At 47.5% G+C, this 19,887-nt stretch carries 18 protein-coding genes; 3 read left to right on the forward strand and 15 right to left on the reverse strand.

Annotated features, from left to right (window positions below; genetic code table 11):
- Window positions 1–55: 55 nt before the first annotated feature.
- From PRIO_RS20825 to PRIO_RS20855, 7 genes are all read right to left on the reverse strand, one after another.
- Window positions 56–1,645, reverse strand: a complete 1,590-nt coding sequence (locus PRIO_RS20825; RefSeq protein WP_020433662.1) for an extracellular solute-binding protein — start codon at window positions 1,643–1,645, stop codon at window positions 56–58.
- Between the two features lie 278 nt (window positions 1,646–1,923).
- On the reverse strand, window positions 1,924–3,294 hold the full coding sequence (locus PRIO_RS20830; RefSeq protein ID WP_020433663.1) for an extracellular solute-binding protein: 1,371 nt from the start codon (window positions 3,292–3,294) through the stop codon (window positions 1,924–1,926).
- Between the two features lie 214 nt (window positions 3,295–3,508).
- Entirely contained in the window at window positions 3,509–5,446 is a 1,938-nt protein-coding gene (locus tag PRIO_RS20835; RefSeq protein WP_020433664.1) for an ABC transporter permease, read from the reverse strand.
- Window positions 5,443–6,195 carry an ABC transporter ATP-binding protein gene (locus PRIO_RS20840; RefSeq protein ID WP_020433665.1) on the reverse strand — a complete coding sequence of 251 codons (753 nt, stop codon included), beginning with the start codon at window positions 6,193–6,195 and terminating at the stop codon, window positions 5,443–5,445. The genes PRIO_RS20835 and PRIO_RS20840 overlap by 4 nt, the downstream gene beginning before the upstream one ends.
- A 393-nt stretch (window positions 6,196–6,588) precedes the next feature.
- Window positions 6,589–7,593, reverse strand: coding sequence for a sensor histidine kinase (locus PRIO_RS20845; protein ID WP_020433667.1), 1,005 nt, complete (start codon window positions 7,591–7,593; stop codon window positions 6,589–6,591).
- Window positions 7,590–8,279, reverse strand: coding sequence for a response regulator transcription factor (locus tag PRIO_RS20850; RefSeq protein WP_020433669.1), 690 nt, complete (start codon window positions 8,277–8,279; stop codon window positions 7,590–7,592). Before PRIO_RS20850 ends, PRIO_RS20845 begins: the two co-directional genes overlap by 4 nt.
- A 158-nt stretch (window positions 8,280–8,437) precedes the next feature.
- On the reverse strand, window positions 8,438–8,776 hold the full coding sequence (locus tag PRIO_RS20855) for a hypothetical protein (RefSeq protein ID WP_020433670.1): 339 nt from the start codon (window positions 8,774–8,776) through the stop codon (window positions 8,438–8,440).
- Between the two features lie 251 nt (window positions 8,777–9,027).
- Between PRIO_RS20855 and PRIO_RS20860 the strand changes: the two genes are divergently transcribed.
- Both PRIO_RS20860 and PRIO_RS20865 read left to right on the forward strand, forming a co-directional pair.
- Window positions 9,028–10,842: an LTA synthase family protein gene (locus PRIO_RS20860; RefSeq protein WP_407944467.1), complete on the forward strand. Its 1,815-nt coding sequence runs from the start codon at window positions 9,028–9,030 to the stop codon at window positions 10,840–10,842.
- 221 nt (window positions 10,843–11,063) lie between these two features.
- Window positions 11,064–12,395: a hypothetical protein gene (locus PRIO_RS20865; RefSeq protein WP_020433674.1), complete on the forward strand. Its 1,332-nt coding sequence runs from the start codon at window positions 11,064–11,066 to the stop codon at window positions 12,393–12,395.
- Between the two features lie 59 nt (window positions 12,396–12,454).
- Here the strand turns inward: PRIO_RS20865 and PRIO_RS20870 are convergent, their stop codons facing one another.
- From PRIO_RS20870 to PRIO_RS20900, 7 genes are all read right to left on the reverse strand, one after another.
- On the reverse strand, window positions 12,455–13,366 hold the full coding sequence (locus tag PRIO_RS20870; RefSeq protein ID WP_141639231.1) for a sialidase family protein: 912 nt from the start codon (window positions 13,364–13,366) through the stop codon (window positions 12,455–12,457).
- Window positions 13,367–13,487: 121 nt separating this feature from the next.
- Window positions 13,488–13,928, reverse strand: a complete 441-nt coding sequence (locus tag PRIO_RS20875) for a hypothetical protein (RefSeq protein ID WP_167345647.1) — start codon at window positions 13,926–13,928, stop codon at window positions 13,488–13,490.
- 58 nt (window positions 13,929–13,986) lie between these two features.
- On the reverse strand, window positions 13,987–14,541 hold the full coding sequence (locus tag PRIO_RS20880; RefSeq protein WP_144412123.1) for a hypothetical protein: 555 nt from the start codon (window positions 14,539–14,541) through the stop codon (window positions 13,987–13,989).
- 318 nt (window positions 14,542–14,859) lie between these two features.
- Window positions 14,860–15,624, reverse strand: coding sequence for an SDR family NAD(P)-dependent oxidoreductase (locus PRIO_RS20885; RefSeq protein WP_020433679.1), 765 nt, complete (start codon window positions 15,622–15,624; stop codon window positions 14,860–14,862).
- A 190-nt stretch (window positions 15,625–15,814) separates the two neighbouring features.
- Window positions 15,815–16,405 (reverse strand): isochorismatase family protein, encoded by a 591-nt coding sequence (locus PRIO_RS20890; protein ID WP_020433680.1) that lies wholly within the window; start codon window positions 16,403–16,405, stop codon window positions 15,815–15,817.
- A 28-nt stretch (window positions 16,406–16,433) separates the two neighbouring features.
- Window positions 16,434–17,624, reverse strand: coding sequence for a multidrug efflux MFS transporter (locus tag PRIO_RS20895; RefSeq protein WP_046504509.1), 1,191 nt, complete (start codon window positions 17,622–17,624; stop codon window positions 16,434–16,436).
- A gap of 76 nt (window positions 17,625–17,700) precedes the next feature.
- Window positions 17,701–18,531, reverse strand: coding sequence for a helix-turn-helix transcriptional regulator (locus PRIO_RS20900; protein ID WP_020433682.1), 831 nt, complete (start codon window positions 18,529–18,531; stop codon window positions 17,701–17,703).
- 167 nt (window positions 18,532–18,698) lie between these two features.
- Between PRIO_RS20900 and PRIO_RS20905 the strand changes: the two genes are divergently transcribed.
- Window positions 18,699–19,094 carry a hypothetical protein gene (locus PRIO_RS20905; RefSeq protein WP_046504514.1) on the forward strand — a complete coding sequence of 132 codons (396 nt, stop codon included), beginning with the start codon at window positions 18,699–18,701 and terminating at the stop codon, window positions 19,092–19,094.
- Between the two features lie 263 nt (window positions 19,095–19,357).
- On the opposite strand, the gene PRIO_RS20910 is transcribed toward PRIO_RS20905, so the two are convergent.
- On the reverse strand, window positions 19,358–19,840 hold the full coding sequence (locus tag PRIO_RS20910; RefSeq protein WP_085981687.1) for a DinB family protein: 483 nt from the start codon (window positions 19,838–19,840) through the stop codon (window positions 19,358–19,360).
- Window positions 19,841–19,887 lie beyond the last annotated feature (47 nt).

The raw sequence follows: 19,887 nt of genomic DNA on the forward strand, positions 1-19,887 counted from the left end.
GCTGCCGGATGTTCCATGCCTTGTCCCCTCCCTTTAATTCAAGACCTAAGGCCTTTTATTTGGACTCATCGTATCTTTTTTGGGCCTCATTGTAGATCGACATCAGTTCCTCCACGCCGCTACGGCTCAATTTGGTTTGGAAATCCGCCCACTGGGCTTCTCCATAACCCGCATCAAGGATATATTTTGCATTAAATTCCTCGGCGGATTTTTGCAGTGAGGTCTGCAGCTCAGCGATCTTGGAGGTTTCTTCGTCCGTAAAATTAAGGATCGGATCAAGCGGCTCGAAACGATCCTCCTTTACGATTTTATCCTGGGCTTCCTGCTCTTTTTCCGAGAAACGATAGTAAATGCTCCGGTGGTCCGGTCTCAGGTACGCTCCTTCCAGCCACATCGCATAACGATCCTCCAGTACGGTGATATCCACAAGCGGAAGATCCTTCAGTTCAGGGTATACCGGAAACCCGTCCTCTCCCCATTCGAAGTTAACCCCCTCCACACCGATGGTCATAAGTTCGCTTCCGGATGGACTGGTCAAATAGTCGAGCAGTTTGAGCGAGGCTTCCGTATTTTTGTTTTTGGCCACGGCGACGCTGAAATCCGAAACCTCAGGCAGCGTTCTGACATTGCCGGTCGGTCCGACGGGATTGGCATACCTGAGGTCATAGTCCGGATTCTGTTCTTTGATCTGGTTATAAAAGAGGTCAAGGCGGCCGATCCAGTCAAACGTGACAAACGATTTGTCTGTTGTCATCTTGGTGGTCCAGGAATCCTGGGTATCTGTCAAAAATTCCGGGTCCAGCAGCTTTTCGTTGTACAGCTTTTTCATGAAATCGAGCATGTCCTTATGCGCTTGCTGGACTGCAGCATACTTCCAGGTGCCGTCTTTTTCATCGTAATAAGCCGGGTACTGATCCGTGTTGCCGAGTCCCCAGCCGAAGGCCCAATCCCGGAAAATATTGGCCAGGCTTTTTGACGCGTACGGGTAAGAATCGGGGTAAGCTGCTTTTACTTTTTTCAAAGCTTCGTAAAACTCGTCGGTGTTCGTCCATTCTTTAATGCCAAGTTCATCAAAGATATCTTTTCTGAACATGAATCCGTGATTCACTTTGCGGTTCAGATTATATATCGGCCAGGTGTATATATCGCCGGCTTCATCGCCAAAGGATTTGAGGACCCAGTCGTTTTCTTCCATATACAGCTTTTTGAAGTTAGGGAGCTGATCGGCGTATTTATTGATGGCAACCACGCCGTTTTGTTTACCGATTTTTTTGAGTTCGGCCGGTTTTAACCCTGTAAAAATGTCGGGAAGCTTGCCGGAGGCGACAATGACTTTTAATTTGTCCTGATAGGTTTGCGGGGAATAGGTCTGAAAATCCACTTTAATGCCGGTCCGCTTCTCAAGCTCCTGGACCACCAGCTTGCCCGGACCGAGATCTTTGGCATTGCTGGGCAGCATGTAAGTAATAGTGGTCGGTTTATCTACCAGCGGCAGGGTCAAAGTGCCCGTATCTCCGTATTGTCCGGGCTCCTGTGAAGGCAGGGCGGCAGAACCGCTTTTGTCGGTACTGCTGCCGCATGCGGCAAGGATCGAGGAAAAAAGAGTGGCCGCAAGCATGATGGAAATCCTTTTTTTCAGCATCATTAATCGTTCCTCCTTCATGTAAACTACCAATGAAAACGGATACAGGGTTCCTTTAAGAAAAGACGATGAAAACTTTCCCCCCTCCACTTTAGGTAAGCCGTTATTTAGCTCCTTATTAACCCTCAGTCATTTGGATCATGTGTGGTTCTTATTTTTCAATAAGAAATTATCATACACCACGATATCTGTCAACTGGTTCTTTTGTGGTTCATATAAATTCAAAAAAAAAGCACTTCCCCAATGGCAGTGCTTTTATTGAAGCCGCTATGCGTTTTTTGTCAATTAAGGCTTTTGGCCGGAAGCAGTACTTCAGCAAGTCCCTCTTCATCCGTTAAATAAGACATATATTGCTTCAGGCTTTCTCCAAATCGGATCAGGGTTTCAATGGACATAGACAGGTCGTGGTACGTCGTGTATTTTGAACTGTAGTCACGGTGCAGCTCCAGCCTGGACGGTTTGTTAATCATATCTACGGAAACCGTTTCCGTAATGTATCTGCTCGCAGGTAAACTGTAGGTGTGCTGTCGGATATAGGTCTGCGCCTCATCAGAAGTGAGATAATTCACAAAACAGGCCGCCGGTTCCTTATGCCCCGATTCTGCACTGAGAGCAATGCCTGTGGACAGAAGGAGTGTCTTATCATTCTTAAAATGCGGCAGCTGAGCAATATCAAAGGAAAAATCCGCATTCTTCAGCTCATTCAGCATGTAATACGTGGTGAGCATGACCGATACCTTCTGCTCTCTAAACAATTTCTCAGCTTCGAATTCGCCCTGAGCCAGGGCCAGAGGAAATATTCCTTCCTCCGTCACAAGATCCCTGAGCCAGCGTAACCCTTCTGTAGGCAAGCTGGTTCCGTCCTGGGACGGATTGTAATCAGCCGAAGCCGGATCGTCCTCATTTTGCATCCAGAAAATCGGCCACCGGTTCATGGAAAACAGCTGAAAAGCGATGCTGTAGCGGTGAGGCGCCTTAAGCTCCCGGAGCAGCGTTGCCAGCTCATCCCAGCTCCAGCTGCTGTTCGGTTCTCCCAGTCTTTTCTCCTTAAGGTGCTCCTTGTTGTAACACAAAATAACGGGCGAGTACACGAAAGGCTGGGCTGCCACAACCCCCGGTTCCTTCTCAAAATAAGTTGTAAGAAAAGGGTATATATTGTCATGCCGATCCTGGCCGGCAAACAAATCAAGGGAATTTCTCTCCTTGAACTGGTACATATCCTGCAGGTTGACGGTTAACACATCCACAATCCCCAGCTTGATGAGATTGGCGATGCTGTCTGAACTCACGTACGGAAGCTCAATGGTTTCCACGTGAATATGCGGATGGGTTTCGTGGAAACGCCTAATCAGTTCCTCCATCCCCGCTTCCTTATACAACGAGGGATATACGCCAAAGCGGATGGTTTCCTTGGCAATAGATTTTGCCACCTGTGTGCCCACCCGGGGAATTTTAATAATCAATCCCTCCTGGACAAGCTCATCCAGAACGTACCTTACGGAATTTTTGCTTAGTTTGTACAGTTCTGTCAGTGCCAGCTCGGAAGGCAGGTATTCTCCCGGACTGTAAGCCCCCGAGTTGATTTTTTGCTTCAGATCGGCAGACATATGTCTGGTTTTGGTCTGAAAAGTATGACGATCAATTTTCGCCATGGGCTGTTTCCACCTATCCTTTTTCATCAATTGTGTTATAGCTGTATTGCAATATATTTCCTGATTATTATTTTTTATTATACCAGATATGAACCAGATTTCCACTCTGTGCGTAAATTAGTTCACTTTTAATTCAACTATTCCTGTGGAACCAACAAAAAAGGAGCCGCTGCCAGGCGTACTCCTCCATTTTTTACCAATATGTGCTTTTTGGTCACAACGACTCGCTAATGACCCGCTTGTAATACAGAACCGACAGGAAGCCAAAAACGGAATACAGCACTGTGTACAGCAGCATGACCATGATCATCGGGGTGAGCATTTCCGTGCCGAAGAAGAACCAGCCGGATTTGACGGCGAAATAGCTGTGGCTCAGGCCAACGACCAGCGGGATGCCGAAATTGAACAATTGCTTGAATTGAATACCCCGCAAGAGATCCCCCTGGGTAAAGCCCAGTTTCCGCAGAATAGTGTAGCCTGCCTTTTCTTCCTCTCCCTCATCCATTTGTTTGAAGTACAAAATACAGCCGGAGGTGATCAGGAAGGTCAAACCCAGGAACCCTACTATAAACATAATGAGCCCCATCCCGCTCCGGTGGTTCATTTTGTATTCATATTGTGAGATGCTCATCTCCCCCGGCTTCTGATCCGTAAAAATTTGATTTGCGTCCTTTAGCTGAGAACGGTCGGCAAGTTCTATCCCGAAGTAATCTGCTGCTGCCGCTCCCTTAGCACTTCTTAGCTTGGGGTCCTGACCCTGAGCCAGCTCCTCATAAACCGTCTCATCGACCACAAACACTCCAGCGCCTTTGCTGTAAAAGTAAGGCATAATTGTTTTCCCGGAGATCCCTGTGAGCTGCTGCTCTATCGTACCGTTCATGGTTTTAAAGCCAACCCCGCCGCTTTCCTTCAGAGTCATATAACTGCTCAAAACATTGTTATAATAGCCCATAATCCGCGCTTCTCCTGGCTTCAGATCGACTCCCTCCACGCTGCTGTCACTGACTACGAGTGTCGAAATAACCGTGTTCCGGGAACCCTGTTCCATAATTTGCGAGCCATCGACTTCCATCGGGATGGGCTGCATATGGACCTCGCTGTATTTGATGTGCGCCTTATCCAGCGCCTGCACAAACCGCTCTTTGGCTTCCACCTGCGCAAACCCGAAATCGTCAGGCGAGTTGTCTTTGGCTGTCGCTCCTGCCGAATAATATGCGATATAACTGAGTGACAAGAGACCGATTGCCAGCGCGGATACTGTGGTAATGATCGTCAGCAGCAGCGCATTTGACTTCATCCGGAACATAATGGACGAGAGCGAGAGCACCTCATTAATGGTAAGGTAGCCTTGTTTACTCTTGCGGATAGCGTTGAACACAAAGCTGACCGTGCCTTTGTAGAACAGGTACGTGCCGATAATAACCAGTCCCAGGATAACAATCATCGAGGTCATCAGCCTGGTCATGTCATCTAATTTTCCGCTGAAGAGCAGGGTCGATAAATAATAACCTGACGCGATACAGCCGATGCCGAGCAAGCCGAGGACAATTTCCCACAGCGGCATTTTCCGGATGCGTTCCTGTGCGGTGGAGCTGACCTTGAACAGGGAAAGAATGCTCTGTGCTTTAATAAATGTATAGTTCATCAGCATGATCAGCAGATATATCCCGGCAAAGACAATCACGGTCTGCTGCAGCGCCTCCATTGAAAAGCGGAGCTTGGCTACAGATTCAATCGCCAGAATTTTGAACAAAATCATCAGAATCAGCCGCGACACCGCAAACCCGGCACCAATCCCAAGGAGCATGGACCCGAAATACAGGATCAGGTTCTCGGCGCTTAACAGCTTGAAGATTTTCCCCTTCGTTAGTCCGATCAGTTGAAACAGCCCGATCTCGCGGCTGCGCCGCTTAATGAAGATCGTGTTTGCATACAACAGGAAAATAGCGACTATGGCCACCAGCAGTACCGAAGATGCGCCGAGGGCGGCTCCCCCTTTAATCGAACCGGCGACTATATCCAAGGACGGGTCATACTTAAGCGTAACAAAAGAGAAATACAGCGCCACCCCGAAGACCAGAGCAAAGACGTACAGATAATAGTTTTTGATGTTTTTCCGCAGATTGAGCAGGATAATATAGTTGATGCTCATTGCTGGACACCGCCCAATACACTCTGGGTCTTCATAATATCGTTGAAAAAGGACTGCCGTGCTTCATCGCCTTTATTCAGCTGCGTGTAAATTTGACCGTCGCGGATAAACACTACCCGGCTGCAATAGCTGGCGGCAATCGCATCATGGGTGACCATCACAATCGTGGCCTGGCGTTTCGTATTCATGTCGGCAAGCTTATTCAGCAGGTCGGAGGCTGACTTGGAATCAAGCGCACCGGTAGGCTCATCTGCAAAAATAATGCTCGGATCATGGATAAACGCCCGTGCCGCCGAGGTCCGCTGTTTCTGTCCGCCGGAGATTTCCGCTGGGTATTTATCTTTCAATTCGTAGATCCCCAGCTCGCCTGCCACCTGCTCGAACTTCTGGTGCGCTTCTCTCCTGGATATGCCGGTGATCGAAAGCGGCAGCAGCACATTTTCTTTGACGGTCAAGGTGTCCAGCAGATTGTATTCCTGAAAAATAAACCCCAGATGCTGTTTGCGGAATTCCGCCAGCTGCTTCTCCTTCATCCGCGTAAATTCCTTGCCTTCGATTTCAATCGTTCCCTGACTTACCCGGTCAATGGAGGAAAGGACGTTCAGCAGGGTGGTTTTTCCCGAACCGGAAGCCCCCATAATGCCGACGAACTCGCCTTTGCTGACTTGAAGGTCGATTCCTTTCAGCACTTCCTGTCTGTTGAATTTGTTGCCATACGTTTTATAAATTTTGTTCGCTTCCAGAATCATTGGTGATTTTCAACTCCTAAAGTGATTTCGATCCCTAAAAATTTCGATCCCTCCCAAACCCTCCCTTAGCCAAGGGAGGGCCCCAAGGGCTCCGCCCTCTGGACACCCGGTGAAGTGCAATTAGCGTAGGCGTTCAGATTGGCTGGACTTGGGAATGTGGGGAGTAGGATCGCTTGCCGTCCCTGCGGGACCCGCTTAACTGCAGCGGTACCTGGATAAACCCACTTGATCATCTGATGTTGCACTATGTCTGATCTATAAAAGATTAAGATCAAAACACCTCGATCCTCTGATGTTGCACTATGTCTGATCTCTTTAAATCTATCATAAGCGGGTTACGTTATATTATCCTGCGTTTCGGCGAACAAAACGAAAAGGCATGTGACATTGTTGTCACATGCCCGTAATGCGCAAAAAGTCATTTTTACGCGGAAAAGTCAAGGTAAACGTAGTGCCTTCGCCAAGCATTGAATCTGCATGAATGCCGATCTGCAGCGGCTCCGCCACCTGTTTTGTCAGGTAGAGTCCCATGCCTGTGGCGGCTCCCTCTTGGCGCCCGGTGGTAGAAGTGAAGCCTTTATCATATATCCGCGGTAAATCTTTGGGGTCAATCCCTCTTCCATGATCTTCAATGATCAGCACGGTGTGGCCCGCCTTTTCCCTACTCTGGATGAGAATGTCGGAGTTTTCACTATATTTTACGGCATTTGTCAGCAGCTGCCTAAGAATAAACCCAAGCCATTTGCCATCCGTGAGCACCGCTTCGACGGCAAGGTCCACATCAAAACCGATTCCTTTGGGAATACACCAGGATTTCAGCGCCTGAATCTCTTTATTCAGGACGGGTTCAAGCCGGATCATCTCGATATACAGATCGTTGCGCATGAACGGAATCCGTTTCTGATGAAGCTGCTGGTCCAGCAAATGATGAACCCGCAGCCATTCGTACATTAATTTGGGCTTCAGCGTTTCATCCGTCAGCCGTTCGATCATCAGCTGCATGGCCGTAAGCGGAGTTTTGACCTCATGAATCCAGGACAGCAGATCGTCCTTCTCCTGTTCAAGCAGTTGAAAATTTGCAGAGGACTCCCGTCTGTAACGTTCGGTTTGGGCATTGACTGCCTCCTGCACCATCCTTTCGAATGGACTGTTCGCTTCCTTGAAGGTGCTCAGATCATATACCTCGTCCCAAGCGCCCATCCGTTGATAAAAACGGGTTTCCTTATGATACCGGAGAAACACAAAAGTTGTACATACCATGATGTTCAGTACGACAATATACAATACGGACAAGAACGGAATGGATGAATCCACATAAGCCACGAACAAAAAAATGATCTGCAGCCCGCCAAGCAGAAGGAGCCAGCTTAACTTCTCCTTTATGTATTTTCTTATCATACCAGCGCCTCTTCGGTAGCCATATAGCCTTGCCCCACCTTGGTTTCTATATATGCATCCAGACCCAGCGGCTCGAGTTTTTTACGCAGCCGGTTCACATTTACGGTCAGGGTGTTGTCGCTCACAAAATGCTCATTATCCCACAGTTTTCTGATCAGCTCTTCACGCTCAACGATCCGGTCCTTACTCTCCACCAGTATTTTGAGGATTAACATTTCATTCTTCGTCAGCAGAGCAGACTCATGTTCCAAGGTTATCGTATTCTTCACATATTCAATCGTTGCCCCACGCCATGTCTTCAGCTCAGTCCGCTCGGTGCTGTAGTTATACACCCGGCGCAGCGTGGCCTGGATTTTGGCGATAAGCACTTCGAAATGGAACGGCTTCTGGATAAAGTCATCTGCTCCGAACTGCATCGACATAACCATATCGCTCGGGTGGTCGCGGGAGGACAGAACAATAATCGGCACATTGGAATGCGCGCGCAGGATCCGGCACCAATGGAACCCGTCGAACTGGGGAAGCTGGATATCAACAATGACCAGTTCAGGCTTGGCCGCCGTAAACTCCTGAAGGACCTTCCCGAAATCGGAAATGCCGTATACCTCATACGACCATTGGGATAACCGTTCCTTAATCTCGCCAAAAAGCGTAACATCGTCCTCAATCAGCATTATTTTGAACAATACAGCCACCTCGTTTCAAATCTTCCAGCGCAGATATTTAATCCAGGGTTATTTTAACATAGAAGCTGTAGATTGGGTTAGGCCTCCTTGCTTCAACATAGTCCAGTATGCCCACGGCATCAAAAAAGGCCCCCGCAAAGGGGACCCTTGATTTGTAATTAACCAATTTGCTGCTGCGGTCCCCGTTGTTCTGCCAAGGAATTCAGGACCTCTACGGTCATATCACGGCCCCCCTTGAAATTGGTAATCAGCGCTCCAATAGTATAAATTGGCCCCCACGGTATGCCCCACCATCCGAACAAAACGCTAAATACGGTGAATTTCAATCCTGTGCCCACTGCACCCATTCCTGGTGCTATGTAATATATGGACGAGCTTCTCCAGAAGGTCATTATGAGGATGGAGATGCAAAAAGTATAAACGACAAATTTACCACCTTGTCCTACCTCCTGCTCCAGCGTTTCCCATGTTAATCCTTCCAGACCTTTAATCTTCATCCTGCCATTCCCTCCGTATGTATGTGTATTGTTGCAATATTCTTTTGCAGAGTGATTGTAACATATGTTCCACATATTGTAATCGAACAATAGTCACTTATTATGCAAAATCTGGCTCCTAATCTAGTTGATTTTGATCGCTTTCATGTAATAGAATGAACTAATTATATAGAAAAGGATGCGCATAAGAAATGCGGTTGAAGGAACCACGTACACTCAGCAAAAGATCTATACTTTTTTTCTCGCTGATCATGCTTGCGAAAAGCTATTTTGCCTGGTATTACTTGTTCGAGGATGGTCCTACCTGGACAACATGGCTGAAAGAAATCCCGTTCATCCTGCTGATATTCTGCCTGATTGAATGGTTCGCCACCAAACGGAAAATCGCTATCTACATGATTGTCAATTTATTGATTACGGTTTTGTTTTTCTCTTTGATTGTCTATCATAATCATTTTGGCATTATTGCCACTTCTCAGGTTATCGGTCAGGCCAAACAGGTTGGAGCCGTGAAGAAAAGCATATTTTCGGTGCTCCACCCGCAGTATATGCTGATTTTTCTGGATATCATTATCATTAGCCTGGTGATGTTCAGCCGGAAAAAGGCCGTCGCCTGGAAAAAAGCCATGTCCCGCCGGAGCAACCGCAAAGCGGTCGCTGCCCTGTTCTGCATTTCGCTGATCATTTGTATGATGAATATTTTCCCGAATCAGGCCAGTATGAATGAAACGGTTCAAGCCGAGCAAATGGGAATTCTTAATTATGAAGCCTACGCCCTGCTTGCAGAGCATAAAGAAGAGCAAATTGAACTCTCCCAAATCACACAAGCCGCCATCGATCAAAAAAAGGGCATTCAGGAGCAATCCAACCCGGCCCTGTTCGGTGCTGCCAAGGGAAAAAATCTGATTATCATTCAAATGGAGTCTTTCCAGAATTTCCTGATTAATCTGTCCATCGATGGGCAGGAGATTACTCCTAATATGAACAAGCTGGCCGCAGGAAACTTTTACTTTCCGCGTTTTTACCAGCAGGTCGGTCAAGGCAATACCTCGGATGCGGAATTTATCGTGAACACTTCCTTTTATGTTCCGCCGGATGGACCGGCTACCGACATCTATGCTCCCAAAGAGCTTCCCAGCCTGCCCAAGCTGCTGCAGGCGCAAGGGTACGACACGGCAACGTTTCATACCAATGAGGTTGACTTCTGGAACCGTGGTGAGCTGTACAAAGCATTGGGCTTTGACCGTTACTATGACAAGGCCTTTTTTGGTGAAGACGATAAGGTATTCTACGGGGCTTCCGATGAAATTCTATACAAGAAGACATCCGCAGAACTGGCGAGAATGGACCAGAGAAGCCAGCCGTTCTATTCCCACGTGATCTCGATGTCATCGCATAATCCGTTCACCATTCCCGAAGATAAATACAAGATGGCGCTGCCGGAACGCTTTGAAGGAACGCTTGTCGGGAATTACATTCGTGCCCAGAATTATGCTGACTATGCTCTTGGCCAGTTCATCGATGAGCTTAAGCAGAATGGTGTATGGGATAACAGCTTAATTATGTTGTACGGCGATCACCGGGGACTGCCCATTTTCTCCCTCAAGGAAGAGGATCATGTCTTATTGGAGGAAATTCTGAATCATAAATATACGGAACGCGATTTGATTAATATTCCGCTGATCATCGCCTCCCCGGGATTAACGACGCCAAGCGTGAAGGAACAATTAGGCGGGCAGGTAGATATTTTACCAACGGTATCCAATCTATTAGGGGTATCCCTTGACAGCCATATTCATTTCGGGCAGGATCTGTTGAATCAATCCGCGTATAATCTGCTTCCACAGCGCTATTATTTGCCGACAGGCTCATTTGTAAATAATGAAGAGCTGTTTCTGTCCGGCAGCGGATTCAAGGATGGCCAGCATTATACGTTATCCGGTGACGGCATGAAACCTCTGCAAGCTACAGAAGATGAATTCAACCGCGCGCTGGAGCTGCTTCACCTGTCTGACAGCTATGTAACCCAATTGCCTGACAGAGAAGTAAAAGGCGAAGAAAATTAAGTCTCTCTTTTGGCAAAAAACAGCAATACATAGCGCAGCGAAGCCCACTTCGTAATCGAGGTGGGTTTTTTATTGTCAAAATGACATCACTATATTTGTAAATATAACAAATTATTCAATAATTATAATCCAGATGGTAGATTTATCATGAAAAAAAGAATAGAATGAATTTGGGAATATTTCCCTTAGCGTCAAAAAATAAAACTTGGAGGTGTTTGGTTATGCGAAAGTCAATTTCTGTTATCTCCACACTGGCCGTCACTATGTTGTTTTCGTCGCAATTAGCATTTGCAGAGGAAGCTGTGCTTCCAGCCAACAACATTCTTCCACAAACCGAAAGTCAAGAAATTGCACAGAAGGCTGATATTAAAGTTATTGATTTGTTGGATCAGAGCAATTCAGTAGATACGGGCCAAAAGGCGATACCATCCCAGCAAGCGGCAAGTCTGCTGCCGCCTCAACTGCAAGCAGCCAGCAATTATAATTTCTCGCCGCGTGATTTCGGTTATTCTATCGTGCAAACGAGCGATGGCGGCTACGTGTACACCGGCTCAACCACTGTGAATGGAAATGAAGATATCATATTTGCCAAGACAGACGCTGCTCTAACTCTGCAATGGGCATACGCTTATGGAGGAACAGGAGCCGAATCTGGAGCTGAAGTACGGGCAACCAGCGATGGCGGTTATATGATTGCCGGGACAAGCAATGCCAGCGGTTCTTCAGATGTCATTCTGGTCAAGACCGATGCAAGCGGTACAGTTCAATGGTCGAAAACCTACGGAGGGCCAGTCAAGGAAGAGGCCCAGGCTATGGAGCTTGGCACTGACGGTGGATATATCGTTGTCGGCACCAAGGAGAGCAGCAGTAATTCCAACGACGCTTATATGCTGAAGGTAGATGCAAACGGCAATATCCAATGGACCCGGACTTTCGGCAAAGATAACCTTGAAGACCGTTTTTACGGGGTGGCTGTGACACCGGATGGCGGTTATGTAGCCGTCGGATATAAAACGCTCTCCGAAATTATTAATCCGGGAACGGCTCAACGGATGTATGGCTTAATGGTGAAAGTAAATGGAAGCGGTAACACCGTATTTGAATCTACACTGGACCGCTATTCAATGTTGAACGGCGTTGCTGCAACATCAAGCGGTTATGTGGCAGCCGGGTCCATCAATAATGTTGATCTACCGAATAATAGTCAACTTTACAATATTTTTGTAACCAAAGTCAGTACGTCCGGCAGTCAAAGCTGGAGCCGGCAATTCCATGCGACCAATGGCGATTTTGCCAACGATATCAAGCTTGCGAAGGATGGCAACTTTATAGTGACAGGTTTTATTACTCCTGCAGTGTACAAGGAAGATCTGTTAATGTTAAAAATTGACGGCTCCGGAAACACGCAATGGTCGAATACCTATAGTTTTGGCGACACAGGCGAAATAGGCAGAAGCGTCGCAGCTGCCAGTGATGGCGGATATGTTGTTACCGGTTCGTATCTAGCCAACAACGATTATGACGTCCTCCTGCTTAAGTTTGGCAGTGATTGATTTTATGAAAAATTAAGCTGTTAAAAGTAAAGCAGCCTTATTCGTAAGGCTGCTTTACCCTATGGATTCAGGTTTCGCACCAGCTTTTGATACTTCCAGGTCTTGCCGTAATTGCTGCTGGTCAAGTATATCGTACCCACAACGTTACTCGCACCATCCTTGCTGAGCTGTACCGGGAACTGCCCCCGTGCCCCGTCGAATACCGGAGACAGCGGCGTCAGGCTATACTCTTCAAAGCCGCCAGGCAGTTTGAGATGAAGCTTGGTCCAGCTTTTACCTCCATCCTGCGTCCAGCAAACGGCCGGCTGGAAGTCCGTCTCATATCTGAACCCCATAAAACCGATCTTGTCATTTGCGAAGCCTGCTCCGGTTAATACTCTTGCATACACTTCATTGGCATTTCCCTTCACTTCGTTCCAGGTCTTCCCGCCATCCCTCGTTTTGTAGAGATAATGGTCTTCACTGCCCATCCCTTTGAAGCTGCTGAGTATCATCCAGCCGTCATTTTTGTTAATGAACCCGATGTTTTTGGTGGTGCCAGTGACCTCTTTGGTCACCGGGTAGGTATTCCAGGTCTTCCCCTGATCGTTGGTGATAAGCACCTGAACCGGAATTGCCCTGGAGCCTCCATACACAATGGCTGTTTTATCTGTGGAAATAAAGAAACCTGATCCATCTGCGGTCATACCCGACTCTTCGTCATAACCCGGATTCAAGGTTAGCGGAGCCTTCACCTTAGTTTTACCGTTATTGTACGAAATCATGACATGACCATCCTTATCCAGCGTATACAAATGGCCCGCATTATAGGCAATCACCTGCTCTCCTGCCGAGTTGCGGGTGTAGACAGTGCCAGGCTTGATCTTTGAACCGCTGCCTTCGCTTATGCCGGAGCCCCATATCCCTGCCAAGGCCATCAATACAACTGCTGCAATCCAGTGTGTTTTCAAAAGTAAACCTTTCCACATCATTTTTCCTCCCAATCTATTACCATATATCTCTAATCATAAAATTAATCGTGAACGACAGACCGCAGCTGCAAGACAACAAAACTCCTATCGGGTCACAGCCGGATGATTATTCTATTAAGTTTTACACATTTCGTCGATAGTCACTCAGACTGGCGGGAATATGCCCCGCTCCAAGAATAAGGCTGAAGATTAATAAATAGCCGGAGTGCAGGATTACGGAAGCAGACAGAAAATAGAGAACCGGGCTTAACGCCAGAGGTACGGGAATCCCCATGAGCGGCGTGAACAACAGCCTGTACGGTCTTCCATTCCTGAAATATCTGCCCCAACCGTAATAGTAAATGCCCAGTGAAAGCAGCATTACGATCAGTGCAAGGACCTCCAAACCGTTCTGCATATGCAGGGAATAAAAAAGCGGAACAATAATCACTCCCATCCGCCCGATGAATTCAGCCCCGGTAAAAAAGCGATTTCGTGTCGTCTTGTCAGGCATGTTCTGAGGTTCTAATTGGAAAAACAGCAGATTGGGCAGCAAAATCAACAGCGGTACCAAAAGACTCACAGGATGAAACAAGGTTATCCCCCTAATCCGCATTCGTTATTCTCTCATTCACTTACGTTCATTTTTCAGGAATATTAAAGAATTCACTATTTTCCCATACCAGCTCCCCTTCTTTTACTAGAGTCATTTTCTCAATATCCTTAGTCGTGGGGTATGTACGCAATACATCGAAACTGGCTTTGTTATTATCCATACCTTCAATGCGGTAAACAGCGATGTTCTCATTTTCGATTTTCAGGATAAGATCTTCCTGCCGGAATTCCTTAGCCTCGGGTTTATTCGAGACGACATGCTCGGTGAAATCCTGCAAGTCCAGCCATTCGATAACCGAACGATGAATTCCTGATCCAAAAGAATACGCATAGACGATATCCGCTGTCCCGTCCTTGTTCACGTCGTAAGGAACAGCACTTGTTACACCATACCCGCCGAATCCAATTCCGATCTGCACTGCCTTCCCGTCAGATACGGCAAAGGTATCCCAGCTTGAAGTCTCTTCTATATTTTTAAAAAGCTGATGCCCGGTTTGCTCCCAAATATCCGGGGGTGTGATGTCGGTCCAATGAGCCGTACCATTTCGGGAAGAGGTTTCATTTATATTTGCTGTAATCAACTTGCCCGCCTGCTCAGAAGTCAACTTGCGGGGCAACGCAACCGATACGGATTCAGGCGTCCCGCCTGAGTCACAAGACGCTGCTACCCAGCATATTGCCAGCAGCGACAGTATCCCTGGCGATCTTGTCCTCATGCTTTTCTCACCTCCAGCACAGTGATTTACCTTATTATAACATTTGTTTGATCATGCTTATGTATTTGGCTATATTAATTATAGAATAGTCTCCGTATCCACTCTATTCCCATAACAGCAAAAAGAGATGCCCTATAGGCATCCCCGGATTTATTGTTCTGTGCTCAAAAGAACGATAATCCCTTATTTATAGATTGGAGCTCCAAATGGAGAAGAGCCTGAACCGCCATCGACGCCAATATCCGCTCCGTTGACATAAGAAGCTGCATCTGATGCCAAAAATACGGCTACCTGGGCAATTTCCTCCGGTTCACCCAAGCGCTTCAGCGGAACTGAACGGGTGAGTACTGCTTCTTTGGCGGCCAAACCTTCAGCGTTTCCCCAGATTGGCGTCCGCGTGGCTCCGGGAGAGATTGTATTCACACGGATTCCGCGCGGTGCCAGCTCTGACACCAGCACTCTCGCCATACTGCTGACCGCACCTTTGCTGGCTGCATAGGCAGATGTGCCCGGACTTCCGGCTTCCGCCAGCACAGAGCTGTTCAAGATCACGGAAGCCCCCTCCTTCAAGTGAGGAACAGCCGCCTGAACGGTGAAAAAGACGCCTGTCACATTCGTTCGCAGCACCTTCTCGAAAAGGGAGAGCTCCGTTCCCCCAACAGGGGTGTAGCCTGAAATTCCGGCATTTGCAAATACCACATCCAGCGTACCAAATCTCTCTACCGCAGCCGCAACCGCCTGTTCCAGACTTGCTGGATCAGTAGTGTCTGCTTGAACCCCAAGTGCGCTCGCAGCGCCAAGCTCCTCAACTGCCGCATTTAGAGTGTCCTGGTTCCGTCCGGTAATCACTACTTTGGCTCCTTCGTTTACGAATAATTTTGCAGTGGCCAGCCCGATGCCGCTATTCCCTCCGGTAATAAAAGCTACTTTCCCTTCCAATTTACCCATTGTCCATTTCTCCTTTTCCGATTCGTTCTCTAAAGCCGATTGAGGTCTTTTATGGGAACGATCATTCTATTATTATCAAAAAAAATTGATCTCCTGCTCACGAAATCATCTTAACATAATGAGAACGGTCAGTAAATAATTATTTCACCGACCGTTCTCATATAAAAGTCTTATCCTTTCAACCAGCGTGTTATGTTAATGAGGCAGCCGCTTCTGCACTCGTCCGAATCCGTCCAATCCGGGAAAAGATCGTTTTGCAGACAAATTCATGTTCCTCCCGGCTGGAAGCACCCATGGCATCTTCGGCAAAAACCTGGTCATAACCCAGTTGATAAGCTTCTCTTGCGGTGGTATCCACACCGATAGAGGTAGATATACCACAAAGTACGATTGTACGAATCCCGCGCCGGCGGAGCTGGAGGTCGAGATCTGTCCCGAAAAACGCTCCCCATTGATGTTTGGCAAGGGTGTACGTCCCCTGATATTTGGCTAATTCAGGCACAATCTGGTCCCAGCCTTCAGGGTACTGCGGCGGGTTTACTTGCAAATCCGTTTTGGGTTTAAGCATATCTTTCCCGTCGAGCGTAGAGACTCTTACCAGCACCACAAAAGCACCTTTCTCCGTAAAAGCCTTCACCAGATTGTCTGCATTACGGATCACCTGCTCCACCGGATAGGGATGCAGCTCACGGCCAGTGCTGGCAATCCCGTTCTGCAAGTCAATCACCACAAGCGCTGTAGTAGCCGCGTTTAATTCTTCAGGCTCTTTTACATTTCCCATTGTCGTTACACGCTCCTATTCATTCTCTTTATTGGCTGTTAAGTTTCTTATACACCTTGAAATACACCCACACGGCATTGATCAATAACAACGCAGCTGTAATAAAAAATACATACCGGATCCCAAACCAGGCGGCAATTTGCCCGCCCAGCACCGATCCCCCGAATATCCCCAGGTAGCCTGCCGACATGTTCAATCCAAACACTCTGCCAGTAATTGAAGAGGGGGTGATCTTTTTGACCAGAATGTTCACGGAAGGAATAAGTCCGCCTGCGGCAAGGCCCAGCACAAAACGGAGGCCCATAAGCTGCCAGGGATTCTGCACAAAAGCTTGAGGGATGAAAATCAGCCCCGCCGTGATCAGCGCAGCCAGCATTACCCTGTGTGCGCCAATCCGGTCCGAAAGCCTGCCTAATCTTGGAGCGGCGATAATATTCGCCAGTCCGGATGCCGAGAAGGTGAGTCCGGCGATTAGCGCAATATGGCTGCCGCTTCTGGACAAATGGTTCACATACACAGTGATAACCGGCTCAACCGTATACAAAGCGACCGTTAACACGAAAAAACTCACAAACAGGGTAATCGTCAGGTTTTTCTCAGGCACACTGCTCCATACTTCCTTGAACCGAAGCGCCTGCTTGTCCTCGCGGACAAAGGATTCCTGTACAAATAGCAGGGTCAAGATGAAGGCGGCCAGCAGCAGAGCTCCAGTCAGGAAAAAGGTGTCCTCCAGCCCCATGTTCTCGGCGATAAAACCGCCAAGGGACGGCCCCAACAAAGAACCCGCGATGCTTGCCGTTGAAAGGGTGCCAAGAGCATATCCCGCGTGCTCCTTATCCGTCTGGGTGGCAATCAGCGTCGTGCAGGCCGTACCATATCCAGTGATCGTCCCCTGTAATAAGCGGAGCCCGATCAGGATATAGACGTTGTGTACAAATCCCATACACCCGATGATTACCGCCATGCCCAGGCTTGCCCGCAGGAGCATCGGTTTCCGGCCGAGTTTGTCCGCCGCCAGCCCCCATATGGGTGAGAACAGTGCGGATATCACATAAGTGATGCCAAAAGCGATCCCGGATAACCGGGCAATGGAAGCAGGATTCTCCACACCAAGCTGCTGAATATAGAGCGGCAATACCGGTGCGATCTGGCTCATCCCTACCCCTGTTACAAAGATTCCGAACCAGCAGACAATCAAATTTCTTTTCCAAACCGGCATGACATACGGCCTTCCTTCTGCTTCACGATTATATCCTTATCCTAGCAGCAGGAATGGCTTCAAACCATGCACAATCTTAGACTCCATGGACATTTTTGCTGTGAAATTGCGAAGGGCTAATCCCCTCTGTCTTTTTAAAAATCCTGCTAAAATAAAACTCATCCGCAAAACCGAGCGCCCCGGCCACCTCTTTGATTCTCAGATCGCCTTCCAGAAGCATTTCTTTGGCGGCATCCATTTTCAATTGATTAAAGAACTCGATGATCGTGGTTCCTGTAATTTCTTTGAATGCTCTGGAGAGATACGTGGGGGACAGCTGAGCCTGACCGGATAATTCAGTCAAGGTTAGTTTGCGATGGATATTTTCACGCATGTACTGAATCAGCTTTTCTACCTTCAAAGAAGTTGCATAATTCTGATTCTGCTTCTTGGTGTTGTGGTAAATGGCGATGAGGAGCTGCTGGAAGGCAGTTTTAGATACATATTCATACCCCGGCAGCTTCGCGTCCCAGCAGTCCACCAGCTTATGGAATTGCTCCTCCACCTGGTAATAGTCCTTCAGCTGCTGGGCCGCCTGCAGGGGGAGATTCTCCGCTTCCGGCCGGACGAACCACTCGCCTTCACGTAATCCAACATATCCATAACTGAAATGAACGGATTGAAACCTGCCCGGCTCCTGCCTGTCCATCTCTATCGTATGCGGCAGACCAGGGGTAAGGTAGAACAGCATGCCCGCTTTGAAAGGGTATTTTTTTCTCTCTATTGTAATACTGCCCTTCCCTGCGCTGACCAATATAAGCTCATGATGATCCAATGCCCGGCTGATCCGGCTCGAAGGCTTGCGGTTGTCATTTATTTTTCTGAAATTGCAATAATGGATGTGAAAAAAAAGATGGCTCAGCTTCATGGTTTCCCTCCAGGATGACAGGTATTCACATTATATCAGCGTCCGCTGCTCATGATCCAGCAGGCGTCTCCAATCGGGAGCGATGGCGCACTGTAATATTTTACAACTATTAATTCACTCATTGAGAATGTTATGTTAACCATATATTTATATTGAGGTGATGTCAGATGGCCAATGAACTCCAAGGCACCTTAAGAGACAGTTTCATGATACATATAGCCGGTGAAGGACTGCCTATTAATCACATCAAATTAGCAGTAAAACCCGGCGAAAAAAGGACTCCCGTAAACAAAATGCTAAAAAGTCTCACCCAAGCAGGATATAAGCGAATTGGAGATATACTGGACGCTCAGTATAGTAAAATTGACATTATAAATGGACTTGAGCGTAGTGAGTGTAAATTACTTATTGGACTTCTACAGCGGATTTCAGACGATCCTAGTCTTATAATTAATTTAGAGGTATTAAGATTCTTGGAGGAAGAATATATAATGAAGGAAGAACGAAAAGGGAAAATTGAAGTGATCAAGCACCGTCTCCGTGAGATGGGGATGATCGAATAACAAAATGCCTTGCGGGGAATGCTGCAGGGCTTTTGATTTTCTAAGTCTAAAAGTCATCAACTATGTGTTACTTCATATGCTGTTTGTATCCATTTTTGAAAATAATAAGAATAATCATCAATGTAAATCGGTTAATCTTTTCCGTACATAGTAATGAAAGAACAAACGTCCCGAAATTGTGAAAAGCATCTCCAAAACCGAGATGCTCTTATCTATTTCACATGGTCAATATATCAAGCGAAATATCTTTTTGTCCTCTTATTCTATTGCCGACTTCGCTTCCAGCTCTTCTGCAGCTTGCGGATCAATACGATCTGCCCGATATGGTAAGCATTGTGGGTGGTCACATTCCCGACGATTTCCCACCACTGGCTGCCGGGGAATTCGCGTATATCTTCTGCCAGCTGTGCTTCGGTTAACAGGCTCTGCCAATCCAACAGCACCGCCAGCAACCGGGTTTGAAGCTGCTGAAATGAAAGATCCGGGGGAACCGCAAACGTATGGTCGTTGCTCTCTACAGAAGGGACAGCTTGAACACTGGCCTCCCGGTACCGGGTCTGCCAGGTCTGATTCCAGTACAGCAGATGCTGGACCAGCTCGGCAATGCTATTGCTGTCTTCATCCGCCTTCCATGCAGCCTCTTCTTCACTTAAACCCTGCACGGATGCTGTGAAGGTCACATACCAGCTGGGGTCATTTGCGTTCGCGAGCAACTGGTTGCTCAATACTTCCTTGGCTTGAACCAATCCCATAACACCTCACTCTTGCTGTTGATGAATACAACCTAACCATA

This window comes from Paenibacillus riograndensis SBR5 (assembly GCF_000981585.1).
Classification (GTDB): Bacteria; Bacillota; Bacilli; order Paenibacillales; family Paenibacillaceae; genus Paenibacillus_AQ; species Paenibacillus_AQ riograndensis.

Excerpts from the sequence above, each read along its gene's own strand:
- PRIO_RS20865 (WP_020433674.1), top strand. The coding sequence starts at position 11,064 with ATGCGAAAGTCAATTTCTGTTATCTCCACACTGGCCGTCACTATGTTG.
- PRIO_RS20830 (WP_020433663.1), bottom strand. The coding sequence starts at position 3,294 with ATGGCGAAAATTGATCGTCATACTTTTCAGACCAAAACCAGACATATG.
- PRIO_RS20895 (WP_046504509.1), bottom strand. The coding sequence starts at position 17,624 with ATGCCGGTTTGGAAAAGAAATTTGATTGTCTGCTGGTTCGGAATCTTT.
- PRIO_RS20860 (WP_407944467.1), top strand. The coding sequence starts at position 9,028 with ATGCTTGCGAAAAGCTATTTTGCCTGGTATTACTTGTTCGAGGATGGT.
- PRIO_RS20900 (WP_020433682.1), bottom strand. The coding sequence starts at position 18,531 with ATGAAGCTGAGCCATCTTTTTTTTCACATCCATTATTGCAATTTCAGA.
- PRIO_RS20840 (WP_020433665.1), bottom strand. The coding sequence starts at position 6,195 with ATGATTCTGGAAGCGAACAAAATTTATAAAACGTATGGCAACAAATTC.
- PRIO_RS20885 (WP_020433679.1), bottom strand. The coding sequence starts at position 15,624 with ATGGGTAAATTGGAAGGGAAAGTAGCTTTTATTACCGGAGGGAATAGC.
- PRIO_RS20825 (WP_020433662.1), bottom strand. The coding sequence starts at position 1,645 with ATGATGCTGAAAAAAAGGATTTCCATCATGCTTGCGGCCACTCTTTTT.
- PRIO_RS20905 (WP_046504514.1), top strand. The coding sequence starts at position 18,699 with ATGGCCAATGAACTCCAAGGCACCTTAAGAGACAGTTTCATGATACAT.
- PRIO_RS20835 (WP_020433664.1), bottom strand. The coding sequence starts at position 5,446 with ATGAGCATCAACTATATTATCCTGCTCAATCTGCGGAAAAACATCAAA.
- PRIO_RS20855 (WP_020433670.1), bottom strand. The coding sequence starts at position 8,776 with ATGAAGATTAAAGGTCTGGAAGGATTAACATGGGAAACGCTGGAGCAG.
- PRIO_RS20890 (WP_020433680.1), bottom strand. The coding sequence starts at position 16,405 with ATGGGAAATGTAAAAGAGCCTGAAGAATTAAACGCGGCTACTACAGCG.
- PRIO_RS20870 (WP_141639231.1), bottom strand. The coding sequence starts at position 13,366 with ATGATGTGGAAAGGTTTACTTTTGAAAACACACTGGATTGCAGCAGTT.
- PRIO_RS20845 (WP_020433667.1), bottom strand. The coding sequence starts at position 7,593 with ATGATAAGAAAATACATAAAGGAGAAGTTAAGCTGGCTCCTTCTGCTT.